Origin of the sequence: Rhizobium sp. 32-5/1 (genome assembly GCF_029537235.1) — a bacterium.
Classification (GTDB): Bacteria; Pseudomonadota; Alphaproteobacteria; order Rhizobiales; family Rhizobiaceae; genus Pararhizobium.
This window is the reverse complement of the sequence record NZ_CP120638.1, coordinates 2,005,458-2,019,041: the sequence shown is the minus strand read 5'-3', so window position 1 is coordinate 2,019,041 and position 13,584 is coordinate 2,005,458. Positions and strand designations below refer to the sequence as shown.

The window sequence follows — 13,584 nt, the reverse complement described above, 5'->3', positions numbered from 1 at the left end:
CGTCAGTTCTTGACGGTGTCTTCGAGGAAGAACCGGCCGAGCGGGTTCTGGTAAAAACCTTCGATATTCTTGCGCGAGACGTTGATGTAGGGGCTGTAATAGAGGTCGATCCAGTGCACGTCGTCCTTGGCGGTCTTCTGGATATCGACATACATCGCTTCGCGCTTGACGGGGTCCAGTTCGAGACGAGCAGAGGCGACGAGGTCCTTGACCTTGTCGCTCTTGTAGCGGGTCATGTAGTTCATGTTGGTGTCGTGGCCGAGCACGAAAGTGGTCTTCTGGTCAGCATCGAGAATGTCGTTGGTCCAGTACATGACCGAGATATCGTAGTCGCCGGCCACCAGCATGTCCCAGCTCTGGCTGGCATCGACCTTCTGCAGGTTGACGGTAACGCCAGCCTTGGCCAGCTGCTGCTGCAGGAGAACGGCGATCTGCTCGTCGACCTCATTTCCGGCATTGACGATGTAGTTCAGAGACAGGTCCGAGGCCCCAGCTTCCGCCAGCATGGCCTTCGCCTTCTCCGGCTCGTAGGGATACTGGTAGTTGGCGTCGTAATGATAGAGCGAGCCCTTCGGAATATAGGAATTGGCGACGGTGCCGAGACCGAAGGTTACGGTATCGACGATCGCCTTCTTGTCGATTGCCATGTCCAGCGCCTGGCGGACTTCCTTCTTGGCAAGCGCGCCATGCTCATGGTTGATCAGCAGGTGGTCCTCGCGGGTCGAGGTGTCGATATGCACCTCGAGGTTCGGATCCTTCTTCAGTTCCTCGACGCGCGAGAACGGCACGAAGATGGCGGTGTCCAGTTCGCCGGCCTGCACGTTCAGCATGCGGGTATTGTCGTCAGGCACCGAGATCCACTCGACACCGTCGAGCTTCACCCGGTCCGCCTGCCAGAAATTCGGATTCTTCTCAAGAATGACGCGATCACCGCGGCGCCACTCCTTGACCGTGAACGCACCGGACGAGGCGACCGGCTTTTCGGCAAAGGCTTCCTCGCCGGCCGATTCCAGGCCCTTCTTGGAAAGCACCGAAACGTTCGGCAGGGCCAGCGTCGAGAGGAACGGCGCCGACGGCGTCTTCAGCTTGACGACCAGCGTCTTGTCGTCGGCGGCTTCCGCCGTCTCAACCACCTTGTAGCTGTCGCTCCAGAGCGAGCCTTCATTGTCACGGATGCGCAAGAGACTGAAGGCGGCGTCGCCGGCGGTGATCGGCGAGCCGTCGGAGAACTTGGCGTCGCGCATCGTGAACGTATAGGTCAGGCCATCATCGGAAATGGTCCAGCTTTCGGCAAGGCCGGGCTCCAGCTTGGTGCCGGTCTTGTCGACGCGCACAAGCACGTCAAAGACGTTGGAGAACACCCAGTTGTCGACGTTCTGCGCCGACTTGATCGGGTCGAATGTGGTCGAGTCCTCGCGCCGGCCGATGGTCAGCACGCCGGCTGCTTCCGCCAGCGTCGAACCCAGCGATAGCATCGCCAGCACGGTGGCTACGCTGATGGTCTTCCATTTGCTTGTCATGTCGTTCGTTCCCTTTGTTGTTATCAGGCAGTCAGGAGATGCGGTACGGCTTCCACCGACAGGCCGCCCATGAGCGGCTTGTCGGGGTCGATATCGGGAATGGCGGCGATCAGCGCTGCGGTATAGGCGTGCTGCGGCCGTGCAAAGACGTCCTCGCAGCGGCCCTCCTCGACGATCTGGCCGCGATACATCACCACAACCCGGTCGCAGAGGTTGCGGACGATGGCGAGGTCGTGGGCAATGAACAGGAGCGTCAGGTTCATGGCGCTCTTCAGATCGCGGAACAGGTCGATGATCTGCGCCTGGATCGTCACGTCCAGCGCCGCTACGCATTCGTCGGCGATGATCAGTTTCGGATCGACAGCCAGGGCCCTCGCAATTCCGGCACGCTGGCACTGGCCGCCGCTCATGGATTGCGGACGACGAGTGGCAAATTCGCGCTCGAGCCCCACCAGATCGAGCAGTTCGTGGACGCGGGCTGGTATCCGATCGGCGGGCACCTTGTTCTGCACCGCCAAAACCTCGGCCAGCATTGCGCCGATGCTCATGCGCGGATTGAGGGCATTGTAGGGATCCTGAAACACCATGGCCGCCTGTGTGCGGATCTTTGCCAGCGCCTGGCGGCGCTGCTGGGCGAGGTCGAGGCCGTCGAAGCTGATGTGCCCCGAGGACAGCGGCGTCAGGCCGAGGATGGCGCGCGCCAGCGTGCTCTTGCCGGAGCCGCTTTCGCCGACGATACCGACTGTTTCGCCGGGGATCACGCGCAGGCTGACGCCGTTGACGGCAGCCACATGGACCTTGCCGCCCTTGAAAAGGCTGAGGCCAGGCGTCGGGAATCGGACCACGAGGTCATCGATTTCGAGCAGTGGCAGTGCCGGCGACACGGGGACTGCCGTCTTAATGCTTGGGAGGACGCCTTCCTCGGGCATGGATGGATGGCTCTTGAGCAGGCTCACCGTATAGGGATGCTGTGGCGCGCCCAGCACCTGCCGCTTGTCGCCAAGTTCCAGCAACTGCCCGTGACGCAGCACCGCGATCCGGTCGCAGGTCTGGGCAACGATGCCGAGATCATGGGTGATCAGGATGATCGACAGGCCGCGAGCGTCGCGCAGGTCCATCAGCAGCTTGAGGATCTGCGCCTGGATTGTGACGTCGAGCGCCGTCGTCGGCTCGTCGGCAATGAGGATTTCCGGATTGCAGGACAAGGCCACTGCGATCATCGCCCGCTGCCGCATACCGCCGGAAAATTCATGCGGGTAGTTGTCATATTGCCGCTGCGGATCGGGAAAGCCGACCTGAGCGAGGATATCGATGGCCATGGCCTTCGCATCGCTGCGCGACTTGCGCTGATGATAACGGATGCCCTCGGCGATCTGGTCGCCGATGCGCATCACCGGGTCGAGATGGCTGGTGGGGTTCTGGAACACCATGCCGATCTCGGCTCCACGCACCTTGCGTATAGCATCTTCGTCCAGCATGGTCAGGTCGCGGCCACCCAGCATGACGGAGCCGCCGGTGATGGTGATCGCCTTGGACGGCAGCAATTGCACCAGCGCCCGGCAGATCATGCTCTTGCCGGATCCGCTTTCGCCGACGAGGCCTAGAATTTCGCCGCGTCCGAGATCGAAGGACACGGCATCGATCAGCGTGCGCGTTTCGCCGTCGAGCAGGGCGTTCACCGTCAGATCGCGGATGGAGAGGATCGGCTCGCTCATTCGCGCACCCCCAGCCATTCGCCGAGCCCATCACCGAGCAGGCTGAAACCGAAGGCCAGCGCGACGATGGAGAGACCCGGAAACAGGGTGATCCACCAGGCCGTGGTGATGAAGCTCTGGCCCTCTGCGACCATCACGCCCCATTCTGCGACCGGCGGCTGAACACCAAGCCCGAGATAGCTGATGGCGGCGCCATTGAGCAGCACCAGCACCGCATCCGACATGGAAAACACGATCGACCCGGCAATCGCGTTTGGAAGCAGGTGCCGAAACATGATGCGGGTTCGGCTGAAACCGAGGCTGACGGCAGCCACCGCATAATCATTGTTCTTCAGCACCAGTATCTGCGCGCGAATCAGCCGCGCATAGGAAACCCAGCCCACCAACGCCATGGCGATGTAGAAGCTCGACAGGCCGGGGCCGAGAATGGCGATGATCGATAGCATCAGCACGAGGAAGGGAAAGGCGAGGATGATATCGACCAGCCGCATGAAGGTCGTATCGACGATCCCGCCGAAGAAGCCAGCGATCGTGCCGATGAAGGTGCCGATCAGGAACGGGAAGGCGACGCCGATGACGGCGATCTGCAGGTCGATGCGCGTGCCCCAGATGACGCGCGAGAAAATGTCGCGCCCGAAATTATCGGTGCCGAAGGGGTGCGCAAACGACGGCATGGCGAGCCGGACGGCGGCATCCTGATAGATTGGATCGTATGGAGCGATCAGGGTGCCGCGAGCGCAACCACCAGAAACAGACCCAGAATGCCGGCGCCCGTGGCCAGTGTCAGGTTTTTGCCGAGAAAGCGGCTCCACGGCACGTTCATGCGGGCGGCGGCGGGCGTCATAGGCGCACCCTCGGATCGAGGGTCACGGTGACGATGTCCGCCAGGAAATTGACCAGCACGGTGGCGCAGGCAAAGACCATGGCGACGCCCTGGACGACCATGTAGTCGCGCGAGAAGATGGCGCGCACCAGAAGCTGGCCCATGCCCGGAATGGCAAACACGGTTTCGACCACGACTGTGCCGCCGATCAGCCAGCCGATGTTGACGGCCAGCAGATTGATGGTCGGCACCAGCGAATTGGGCAGCACATGCCGCCAGAAGACGATGCTTTCCGGCATGCCGCGGGCACGCGCCGCCGTCGCCAGGTCCGATTGCAGCTCGACGATCATCGCCGCCCGCAGGCTGCGCGTCAAAACGGCCGACAGCGAGAGCGCAATGGTCAGGCTCGGCAGCACCAGATGCGCCGCCTTGTCGAGAAAGCTAGTCCCATAGCCGGAGACCGGGAGGACGCCAAGCTTGACGGAAAACAGGATGATCAGCATCAGCGCCAGCCAGAAGGGCGGAAAGCCGATGCCGAGCGTCGAGATGATGCGCACGGCATGATCGGCCAGGCGGCCGCTGTTGCGGGCTGCGAGAGCGGCCATCGGAACGGCTATCAGGATCGACAGGAGAACACTGGTCAGCACCAGCACCAGCGTCGGCTCGATGCGGGTGAGGATCAGCTTCAGCACGTCGATCTTGTAGAGGATCGACTTGCCCATTTCGCCCTTGCCGAGATTTTCGATGAAATAGAAATATTGCAGCCAGATCGGTTCATCGAGGCCGTATTGGGCGCGGATGCGGGCAATCGCCGTCGGGGTCGAACGGGCGCCGAGCAGCACGCGGGCGGGATCGCCGGGGATCAGCCGCACGAGGATGAAGGTGATGACGCTGATGCCTAACAGCACCGGCAGAAACTGCAACGGACGAAACAGCACGAACCTATAGCGGTGCATGGGACTGCACCTTTCCGGCCGGCCGGCCGTGGACCGAATGTCGTGCGCTGCCGATCATGCCATCGTCCTGTGACGCGCAAGGAAATCGAGAAGCACCGGATAGTAAGCCACCGGGTTTTCATAGAACGGCATGTGGCTGGCATTGTCGATGACGTTCAGCTCGGCGTCGGGAAGGTGGAGCTTCATGCGAAGCGCACAGGCCGGGGTCAACTCGTCGTGCTCGCCGCAGGTGATCAGCACCGGAACGGTGATCCGTGGCAGGTCCGGCACCCGGTTCCAGTCCTTCAGGTTGCCGATATAGAGGAATTCGTTCGGGCCCTGCATCGTGCCGTAGGGTCCCATGTTCCAGTCGTCGAGCGACCGTTTCACCGGCGCCGGCCATTCGGAAAGCCGGCAGACATGGCGATAGTTGAGAAGGGTGATCGCCGCCAGATATTCCGGATGATCGATGCTGCCGCGCGCCTCGTGCTTCTGCATCATCGCCACGGTTTCGGCGCCGAGTGCTGCCCGCAATCTCTCGAGTTCAAGGAGCAGATGCGGCATGTCGGCGACAGTATCCTCAAGAATCAGCGTCTTGAGGTTTTCCGGATAGGTCAGCGCATAGTCGATGGCGAGCCAGCCGCCCCATGAGTGGCCGAGCATATGCACCTTGCCAAGCCCCAGCGCCTTGCGGACGGTCTCCGTTTCCTCGACATAGCGGCCAATCGTCCAGAGCGCCGGGTCGGTCGGGTGGTCGGAAGCGCCGGTGCCGAGCTGGTCGAAGGCAACGACCCTGTAGCCCTGATCGACGAGGCAGGAATGGGCTTCGCGCAGGTAGTCGCAGGGCAGGCCCGGCCCGCCATTGAGACAGAACACCGTCTCCGCGCCCGAGCCGAAACTGTAGGCGACGACCTTGTGGCCCGTAACATCGATCTCGATGCGCTCATCCGGTTCCATTTCGCGCCACATCGCTTGTCTCCTGCATGCCGCAACACTGCTCATCTTTTCAGCATGGCTAATTTTTAGCGTATTATCGGTTCCGCACCAGCTATAAGAAGTGATAGGATGAAACCTTCGCGGCTTTACAGATCCCGGTCCGACGTTAGGATTTGCGCATGTTTGACGATATTGGCTCGATCCGATCGCGGCTCACCGCGGGTGACACGCTGGACGGGCGGATCGACACTGCATTCGAGGTCATCAAGGGTTTCGGCTTTGACGCCCTGATCTACGATTATACGCCCGTTCCCTACGATCTCGATGGCGCGCTGATGCTGCCCTCTCTCCTGAAGCTGCGCAACATTTCCGAGGACATGCGCGAATACTGGTTCGATCGCGAATATTTCCGCATCGACCCGGTCCAATTGCTGGCAATGCGCACCACGACGCCCTTCTTCTGGAACTACGACCACAAGGCCGGAACCCAGATCAACCGCTTCCTCGACGAGCGCAGCGCGCCGGTGTCGCGCTATCTGCACGAGCGCAACATGTCCTGTGGGGTGACCGTGCCGGTGCATCTGCCGCGCGGCGACTGCGCGACCGTGACGGGGGTGCGCTTTGGCGTGGGCCGCGGCTTCCAGAGCGACGCCGACCGCCATATGGCGGATTTCGGGCTTCTGGCCCATCTCTTCCACGAGGCCGCCTATGCCGCCTTCGACGAGACGGCGAAGACCGGAACGCGCGCCCACCTGACCAACCGCGAGCGCGAATGCCTGCGCCATTCGGCCGAAGGCCTGTCTGCCAAGGAAATTTCCCGGATCATCGGCCGCTCGGTTGCCACAGTGGTCATGCACCTCAACGCCGCCGCCAAGAAGCTCGGGGCCAAGAACCGGACGCAGGCCGTGGTGCGCGCCACCCATTATCGCCTGCTGGAAGAGCCGCCATCCTATTACTTGTGATAGCTGCCACGACCTAAGACAGGCGGCTATGCTTTCTCCATCGGAACAACCGCATGGAGATGAAGACGTGGCGCCGGTCGAAGTTCAGGAATCCTATCTGCCGTTTCGCGCGTATCAGACCTGGTACCGCATCACCGGATCGCTGGATTCGCCGTTGCTGCCGCTCGTCGTCGCCCATGGCGGCCCGGGCTGCACCCATGACTATGTCGATAGCTTCAAGGATATTGTAGCGCTCGATGGTCGCCCGGTCATCCATTACGACCAGCTCGGCAACGGCAACTCGACGCGGCTGCCGGAAAAGGGTCCCGATTTCTGGACGGTCGATCTGTTTCTCGAAGAACTCGACGCGCTTTTGGCTCATCTCGGTATCGCGGAGCGCTACGCGTTTCTCGGCCAGTCCTGGGGCGGGATGCTGGGAGCGGAACACGCCGTGCGCCGGCCCAAAGGCTTGAAGGCACTTGTCATCGCCAACTCGCCGGCCAACATGCACACCTGGGTATTAGAGGCCAACCGGCTGCGCCGCGACCTGCCGGCCGAGGTGCAGGCGACGCTTCTGCGGCACGAGGAAGCCGGTACGATCACCCATCCGGAATATATCGCTGCCTCGCGCGTCTTCTACGATCGCCATGTCTGCCGCGTGTCGCCATGGCCTCCGGAAGTGGCCCGCACCTTCGCCATCATGGACGAAGACAATACCGTCTATCGCAACATGAACGGTCCGACCGAGTTCCACGTTATTGGAACCATGAAGGACTGGACGATCGAGGATCGGCTACCGCAGATCGAAGCCCCGACGCTGTTAATCTCCGGCCGTCACGACGAGGCGACGCCGGAGGTGGTTCGACCCTATGTCGAGCGCGTTCCCGGATGCCGCTGGGTGGTGTTCGAACAATCCAGCCATATGCCGCATGTCGAGGAAAAGGCTCTTTGCCTTTCGACGGTGTCGGAGTTTCTGAAGTCTCACGACCAGGCTTGAATGTAGCCGCCAGCCCGCTGCCGCTGCGCGCTCATTTAACGCGGCGGTTTTCCTCGCGCCGACCATTGTAGCCGAGTTTTTCGGAAAGGGCGCGCGAGGCGGCGAGCAGGCTGTCGAGATGCGTCCGCCAATTGCGAAGGCCGTCTTCCTTCGGCGCCACCAGGCAGAGGGTCGCCACGCATTGACCGTCGGACTGGCGCACCGGTGCTGCAAAACAATGGGTGAAATTGGCAACTTCGCTGTTGAAGGTGAAATAGCCGTCTATCGTCGCCTGCCGCGCTTCCGCGATGAAATTGGCAGGGTCTAGCCGTTGACCATTCGGCATCATGAAATCGTCGGCTGGAATGAAATCGAGAATTTCTTCGTCACTGAGGTGAGACAGGAGCAGGCGGCCCGACGCCGTCCAGGGGATCGGCACGAGTTCGCCGATATTCGACGATATGCGGAAGGCGCGGCTTCCCTCGCGCATCATGGCGACGGTATATTTATTGCCTTCCAGCAAGCACATCTGCGCGGTTTCGCGCGTCTCTTCGGCAAGATGCTCCAGAACATCCTCGGATTCGCGCATCAGGTCGAACTGTTCGGCATGGGCGGTACCGAGGAAATAGAGTTTGCGGCCGAGAAAGACACGGCCATCGCCGCCCTGATAGTCGAGCATGCCGTGGCGCAGCAGCAGATTGATCAATTCATAGATCGAGGATCGCGGCGCGCCGATTTCGATGGCGATCTCGTTGGGCCGCATCGGCTGGCGCTTGACGCGCAGGAATTCGAGAATCTCGAAGGCACGATCAAGGCCGCGCGTGCGCCGCGATACGATGTCTTCTGCGCCGTCAGCCATGCCGTCTGTCCCCGTCGAATGATGAGCGCGACCTTTGCAAGCCGCGCCCGGCAATTCAAGCCCTGTCTGCCCGATAGGCGATGCAATCGACTTCGACCTTGCAATCCACCATCATACGCGACTGCACGCAGGCGCGGGCCGGCGGGTTGGCGCCGAAATATTCGGCATAGACGCCGTTGAAGCTCCAAAAATCGCGGGGATCATCCAGCCAGACCCCGATGCGCACCACATCCTCGATGCCGTAGCCCGCCTCGTGCAGGATGGCGATCAGGTTTTCGATCGCCTTGCGGCTCTCGGCGATGATGCCGCCGGAGACGATCTCGCCCTTTTCCATCGGTACCTGGCCGGAAACATGCAGCCAGCCATTGGCTTCCACCGCCCGGGCAAACGGCAAAGGCTGTCCACCCGCACCCGTCTCGCCGCCGCCATAACGCTTGATAGTCATGTTATTCTCTCTTTGTTTTAGTTGAAACTCGATGTCTTGAGGAATTCGGCCAGCCGTTCGGTCTTCGGCTTCACGAACATCTCTTTCGGGTTGCCTTCCTCGCAGATCACGCCCTGGTTCATGAAGATCACCCGCGAGGAGACCTCATAGGCAAAGCGCATCTCGTGGGTGACGAGCAGCATGCTCATGCCATCAGCCGCGAGCCCCTTGATCACCTGCAGCACCTCACCGACCAGTTCTGGGTCGAGTGCCGACGTCACTTCGTCAAACAGCATCAGCCGCGGAGACATGGCGATGGCACGGGCGATCGCCACGCGCTGTTGCTGGCCGCCGGAAAGCTGGCCCGGATAGTGATCGGCGCGGGAGGCAAGGCCGACGCGGTCGAGCCATTTTTCGGCAACGGCACGCGCCTCGTCGCGCGGCATCTTCTTCACCTTGACGAGGCCGAGCATGATGTTCTGCGCCGCCGTCATATGCGGGAAGAGATTGAACTGTTGGAAGGCCATGCCGGTCAGGGCCCGCTGACGGGCGATGTCCTTCTCGCTCTTCCTTTTGCGGGAAGAGCCGTTGTGCTCATAGCCGATCTCTTCGCCCTCGAGCCGGATGTGGCCGCCCTGGAATTCTTCCAGCATGTTGATGCAGCGAAGCATCGTCGTCTTGCCGGAGCCGGAGGAGCCGATAATAGAGATCACCTCGCCTTCCTGCATCGTGCAATCGACGCCTTTCAGCACCTCGACGATGCCGTACTGCTTGCGCAGGCCCTGAATTTCGAGAAGTACCTTGTTCATGTCTGGAAGCCTCAAGCCGGAACTGCGGTCTTGCGTTCGACGTACTTGCCGAACCGCTCGATGCTGTAATTGATGACGAAGTAGAGAAAGCCGGCGAAGAAATAGAACTGCAGGCTCATGAAATTGCGGGAGATGATTTCCTGCGTGCGGAGCAGCAGTTCGGCAACGCCGATGACTGACAGCAGCGTCGATGCCTTGACCATCTCGGCCGCGGTGTTCACCCAGGCCGGCAGGAACTGGCGCAGCGCCTGCGGCCAGAGCACATAGGCAAAAGTCTGGTTGAAGGTCAGGCCGATCGCCTTGGCGGCTTCGGTCTGGCCTTTGGGGATCGCCTGCAACCCGCCGCGGACAATTTCGCCGACATGCGAGGAGCAGAAGATCGCCAGCGCCAACACACCAGCCTGGAACGGCCCGAGGTCGATGCCGATGGTGGAGAGCACGTAGTAGCTGGCAAGGACCAGCACCAAAACAGGCGTGCCGCGGATGAAATCGGTGTAGACCCGCACGACGAACCGCACCACGCGATTGCCATAGACGAGAGAGAGCCCGACAAGCACGCCAAGCAGCGAGCCGACGATAATCGAAAGCACCGAGATCGAGATGGTGATGCCGAGGCCTTTGAGGATGGCGAGGCGGGCAATCCAGACCTGGTCGAAAAATGAGTAGAGATCCATCATGGCATCACCTCGGGACCGACAGGCGCCGCTCGGCGACACGCATCAGCGCGGCCAGAACGGAACAGGTGGCGACGTAGAGACCGGATGCGACGATCCAGGTTTCGATAACGCGAAAACTCTCGACATTGATCTTGCGCGCCTCGAAGGTCAGTTCGGGTACGGCGATGGCGGCAGCGAGCGATGTATCCTTGAACAGCGAGATCACCGTCGACGACAGTGACGGCAACACGTTGCGGAACATCAAGGGCGTGATGATCGAGATCCGGATCTGCAGGGGCGTCAGGCCGATTGCGAGACCCGCCTCTGTCAAACCCTTCGGAATCGACAAAAGGCCGGCGCGAAATACTTCCGCCAGATAGGCGCCGGAATAGATCGACAGGACGGCGACGAAGCTTTCCAGCTTGCCAAGACGAACGCCCATCTGCGGCAGCGCGAAATAGGCGAAAAGCACGAGCACAAGGATCGGCAGGTTGCGGATCACCGTCACATAGGCGGCGGCCGGGCGCTTGATCCAGCCGTTTTTCGCGATCAGCGCGAAAGCAACCAGAAGGCCGATCGCGGCGCCGATCAGGATGGAAACGAAAGCCAGACCGAGACTGAGCAGCAGACCTTCTAGAAGCTGATCGAGGCTGCGCCAGACGGCGGCGAAATTGAGCGTGTAACCCATGGCGGCATCCTGCCGGAGAGGGTGGGAAAGGGACGAAGGGTAAACCCTTCGTCCCCGACGATTTGCGCGTATCCGGCTTACTGGAATTCGACCGGAAAGCCGATTGTTGGCGGCGCAAGATCCTTGCCGAACCAGGTCTTGTAGGATTTCGCATAGAAATCGAATTCGACGCCGGTCATCGCTTCATGCAGGGCGGTGTTGACGAAGTTCAGCCAATCCTGGTCGCCACGCTTGACGCCGCAGGCATAGGTCTGCGGGTTCCAGCCATAGCCGGCATCCTTGTAGCGGCCCGGGTTCTGCGTCATGTACCAGGCAAGCGACGACTGGTCGGTTGCTACTGTATCGGCGCGGCCGGATTCGAGCGCCTGATAGATCAGGTCGACCGATTCATACTGATCGACGGTCGCCTCGGGCAAAGCGGCTTGCACCATCGCCTCGGCATAGACATTCTGCAGCACGGCAACGGTTACGGACGAACCGCCGGCCTTGAGCGCCGCGTGATCGGCATACTTGCCGTCAGCCTTCAGCATCAGGCCAACGCCTTCCCGGTAGTAGGGAATTGTGAAGGCGATCTGCTGGGCGCGCTCGCCGGTCACGGTCATGAACTGGCAGGTGAGATCCACCTTGTCGGTGGTGATGTTCGGGATGCGCGCGTCGGACGACTGGTTGACATATTCGATCTTATCGGGATCGCCGAACAGCGCCTTTGCGACGATGCGGCCCATATCGACGTCGAAACCCTGCAGCTTGTCTTCGGCGCTCTTGAAGTGCCATGGCGCATTGGTGCTGCCGGTGCCGAGAACGAGATGACCGCGGGCCAGAACTTCGTCGAGCCGGCTGGTTGCCTGCTGCGCGGCTGCGGGCATGGCGGAAAGGATGAAAGCGACCGCCAGTGAAAGTGCACCGGCGCGAATTGAGATCGTCATGATGTTCCCCTTTTTTGAACCGTTTTCAGATGTCCAGTATTTTGGACATACGTCTGTTTTACCGGATTGACGTATTCAGCGACAAGTCGCATAACTTGTCAAGACATGGCTGAACGAGAATCTGCACGATCGCGATGCAGCTTTTCCGTCCGCCTGAAATTGCAGCGATTTATCTGGAGGACGGCATGGACAAGGTGCAAACATCGATCCGGACGGCGAACACGCCGGCTGTTCTCGTTGATCTCGACATTGCCCGCCGCAACATCGAGCGCTTCCAGGCCTATGCCGAGACGCATGGATTGAAGGTTCGCCCCCACATCAAAACGCACAAACTGCCTGCCATTGCGGAGATGCAGTTGAGGGCAGGGGCGATCGGCATCACCTGCCAGAAGGTGTCCGAGGCGCAGGCCATGGTGGACGGCAGCCCAGAAATCCGCGACGTGCTGATCACCTACAATATCCTTGGTACTGAAAAACTCGATCATCTCGCGGCCCTTGCCCGCAAGGTGACGCTGAGCGTTGTTGCCGACAATGAGACTGTCATTGACGGATTGTCAGAGAAGTTCGCTTCTGAACCTGCGCCACTGACTGTTCTGGTCGAATGCAACACGGGTGCCGATCGCTGCGGCGTGCCAACGCCCGAGGCCGCGGCAGCGCTTGCGCAACGGATCGCCAATGCGCCCGGCCTTAAGTTCGGCGGACTGATGACCTATCCGCCCGCCGGCGGCGCGGGGGCTGTGGAAGCTTTCATGACCCGTGCGAAGGCCCTCATCGAGGCATCCGGCATTGCCGTTCCGGTTATCACGTCCGGCGGCACGCCTTCGATGATGGACGCGGCGGAAGCGCCCGTGACCACCGAATATCGCCCCGGCACCTATGTCTATAACGACCGCTCGCTGGTCTCCCGCGGTGTTTGCGGATGGGATGACTGTGCCCTGACCGTGCTTGCAACGGTCGTCTCGGTACCATCAGCCAACCGCGCCATCATCGACGCCGGGTCGAAAACCCAGACGTCCGATCTGCTGGGCCTGACCGGCTACGGCCATGTGCTTGGCCGCGATGACATTGCCATCGACCAGCTTTCGGAGGAGCATGGCCGCCTCGTCAGCCAAGGCCCGATCGATCTCAAGGTCGGCGACAAGCTGCGCATCGTGCCGAACCACGCCTGCGTCGTCACCAACATGGTCGATGCGGTGCACATCGTCGAAAATGGTGCAATTTCAGCCGTCTGGCCAGTGACCGCGCGCGGGCGGATCGTTTGATGTATCCACTGTAACGGTGCCAGGCCGATAACCTCTTCTTGATCACGAGTTGATCGCCCAGGCTGAAACGAAAGCCGCATTCAGAAGTTTAATTTCGGGAACGCGCGTGCGGCG

13 protein-coding genes and 1 pseudogene are annotated in these 13,584 nt (G+C 61.0%); 3 read left to right on the top strand and 11 right to left on the bottom strand.

The features are described 5' to 3' along the window. Positions 1 to 2 precede the first annotated feature (2 nt). The 5 genes and pseudogenes from P6U16_RS10415 to P6U16_RS10395 all read right to left on the bottom strand — a co-directional run bounded on the left by P6U16_RS10415 (position 3) and on the right by P6U16_RS10395 (position 5,962). A complete protein-coding gene (locus P6U16_RS10415) occupies positions 3 to 1,520 on the bottom strand; it encodes an ABC transporter substrate-binding protein (RefSeq protein WP_277703665.1) in 1,518 nt (505 codons plus the stop codon). Positions 1,521 to 1,543: 23 nt separating this feature from the next. After that, the gene (locus P6U16_RS10410) at positions 1,544 to 3,235 is read right to left on the bottom strand and encodes an ABC transporter ATP-binding protein (protein WP_277703664.1); all 1,692 of its coding nucleotides are present in this window, start codon (positions 3,233 to 3,235) and stop codon (positions 1,544 to 1,546) included. Beyond that, positions 3,232 to 4,058, bottom strand: a pseudogene (locus P6U16_RS10405) (ABC transporter permease). The gene P6U16_RS10410 and the pseudogene P6U16_RS10405 overlap by 4 nt, the downstream one beginning before the upstream one ends. 17 nt (positions 4,059 to 4,075) lie before the next feature. Then, complete coding sequence (locus P6U16_RS10400; protein ID WP_277703663.1) at positions 4,076 to 5,014, bottom strand: ABC transporter permease; 939 nt, start codon at positions 5,012 to 5,014, stop codon at positions 4,076 to 4,078. A gap of 54 nt (positions 5,015 to 5,068) precedes the next feature. Further along, positions 5,069 to 5,962 (bottom strand): proline iminopeptidase-family hydrolase, encoded by an 894-nt coding sequence (locus tag P6U16_RS10395; protein ID WP_277703662.1) that lies wholly within the window; start codon positions 5,960 to 5,962, stop codon positions 5,069 to 5,071. A 146-nt stretch (positions 5,963 to 6,108) separates the two neighbouring features. Here P6U16_RS10395 and P6U16_RS10390 point away from each other — a divergent pair, with 146 nt between their 5' ends. Continuing rightward, positions 6,109 to 6,891, top strand: a complete 783-nt coding sequence (locus tag P6U16_RS10390) for a LuxR family transcriptional regulator (RefSeq protein ID WP_277703661.1) — start codon at positions 6,109 to 6,111, stop codon at positions 6,889 to 6,891. 67 nt (positions 6,892 to 6,958) lie between these two features. Continuing rightward, positions 6,959 to 7,867 carry a proline iminopeptidase-family hydrolase gene (locus P6U16_RS10385; protein WP_277703660.1) on the top strand — a complete coding sequence of 303 codons (909 nt, stop codon included), beginning with the start codon at positions 6,959 to 6,961 and terminating at the stop codon, positions 7,865 to 7,867. 31 nt (positions 7,868 to 7,898) lie between these two features. Here the strand turns inward: P6U16_RS10385 and P6U16_RS10380 are convergent, their stop codons facing one another. The 6 genes from P6U16_RS10380 to P6U16_RS10355 all read right to left on the bottom strand — a co-directional run bounded on the left by P6U16_RS10380 (position 7,899) and on the right by P6U16_RS10355 (position 12,208). Further along, positions 7,899 to 8,705 (bottom strand): IclR family transcriptional regulator, encoded by an 807-nt coding sequence (locus P6U16_RS10380; RefSeq protein ID WP_277703659.1) that lies wholly within the window; start codon positions 8,703 to 8,705, stop codon positions 7,899 to 7,901. A 55-nt stretch (positions 8,706 to 8,760) separates the two neighbouring features. Next, positions 8,761 to 9,150, bottom strand: a complete 390-nt coding sequence (locus tag P6U16_RS10375) for a RidA family protein (RefSeq protein WP_277703658.1) — start codon at positions 9,148 to 9,150, stop codon at positions 8,761 to 8,763. A 17-nt stretch (positions 9,151 to 9,167) separates the two neighbouring features. Beyond that, positions 9,168 to 9,938, bottom strand: coding sequence for an amino acid ABC transporter ATP-binding protein (locus tag P6U16_RS10370; RefSeq protein ID WP_277703657.1), 771 nt, complete (start codon positions 9,936 to 9,938; stop codon positions 9,168 to 9,170). 11 nt (positions 9,939 to 9,949) lie between these two features. Beyond that, the gene (locus tag P6U16_RS10365; RefSeq protein ID WP_277703815.1) at positions 9,950 to 10,612 is read right to left on the bottom strand and encodes an amino acid ABC transporter permease; all 663 of its coding nucleotides are present in this window, start codon (positions 10,610 to 10,612) and stop codon (positions 9,950 to 9,952) included. A 7-nt stretch (positions 10,613 to 10,619) separates the two neighbouring features. Continuing rightward, entirely contained in the window at positions 10,620 to 11,282 is a 663-nt protein-coding gene (locus P6U16_RS10360; RefSeq protein ID WP_277703656.1) for an amino acid ABC transporter permease, read from the bottom strand. A 77-nt stretch (positions 11,283 to 11,359) separates the two neighbouring features. After that, entirely contained in the window at positions 11,360 to 12,208 is an 849-nt protein-coding gene (locus P6U16_RS10355; RefSeq protein WP_277703655.1) for a transporter substrate-binding domain-containing protein, read from the bottom strand. 185 nt (positions 12,209 to 12,393) lie between these two features. Between P6U16_RS10355 and P6U16_RS10350 the strand changes: the two genes are divergently transcribed. Next, positions 12,394 to 13,470, top strand: coding sequence for a D-TA family PLP-dependent enzyme (locus P6U16_RS10350; protein ID WP_277703654.1), 1,077 nt, complete (start codon positions 12,394 to 12,396; stop codon positions 13,468 to 13,470). Positions 13,471 to 13,584 lie beyond the last annotated feature (114 nt).

Bases quoted from the DNA above. Each gene is read 5' to 3' on its own strand.
- P6U16_RS10370 (WP_277703657.1), bottom strand. From the start codon at position 9,938: ATGAACAAGGTACTTCTCGAAATTCAGGGCCTGCGCAAGCAGTACGGC.
- P6U16_RS10375 (WP_277703658.1), bottom strand. From the start codon at position 9,150: ATGACTATCAAGCGTTATGGCGGCGGCGAGACGGGTGCGGGTGGACAG.
- P6U16_RS10365 (WP_277703815.1), bottom strand. From the start codon at position 10,612: ATGGATCTCTACTCATTTTTCGACCAGGTCTGGATTGCCCGCCTCGCC.
- P6U16_RS10400 (WP_277703663.1), bottom strand. From the start codon at position 5,014: ATGCACCGCTATAGGTTCGTGCTGTTTCGTCCGTTGCAGTTTCTGCCG.
- P6U16_RS10360 (WP_277703656.1), bottom strand. From the start codon at position 11,282: ATGGGTTACACGCTCAATTTCGCCGCCGTCTGGCGCAGCCTCGATCAG.
- P6U16_RS10395 (WP_277703662.1), bottom strand. From the start codon at position 5,962: ATGTGGCGCGAAATGGAACCGGATGAGCGCATCGAGATCGATGTTACG.
- P6U16_RS10415 (WP_277703665.1), bottom strand. From the start codon at position 1,520: ATGACAAGCAAATGGAAGACCATCAGCGTAGCCACCGTGCTGGCGATG.
- P6U16_RS10410 (WP_277703664.1), bottom strand. From the start codon at position 3,235: ATGAGCGAGCCGATCCTCTCCATCCGCGATCTGACGGTGAACGCCCTG.
- P6U16_RS10350 (WP_277703654.1), top strand. From the start codon at position 12,394: ATGGACAAGGTGCAAACATCGATCCGGACGGCGAACACGCCGGCTGTT.
- P6U16_RS10380 (WP_277703659.1), bottom strand. From the start codon at position 8,705: ATGGCTGACGGCGCAGAAGACATCGTATCGCGGCGCACGCGCGGCCTT.
- P6U16_RS10390 (WP_277703661.1), top strand. From the start codon at position 6,109: ATGTTTGACGATATTGGCTCGATCCGATCGCGGCTCACCGCGGGTGAC.
- P6U16_RS10355 (WP_277703655.1), bottom strand. From the start codon at position 12,208: ATGACGATCTCAATTCGCGCCGGTGCACTTTCACTGGCGGTCGCTTTC.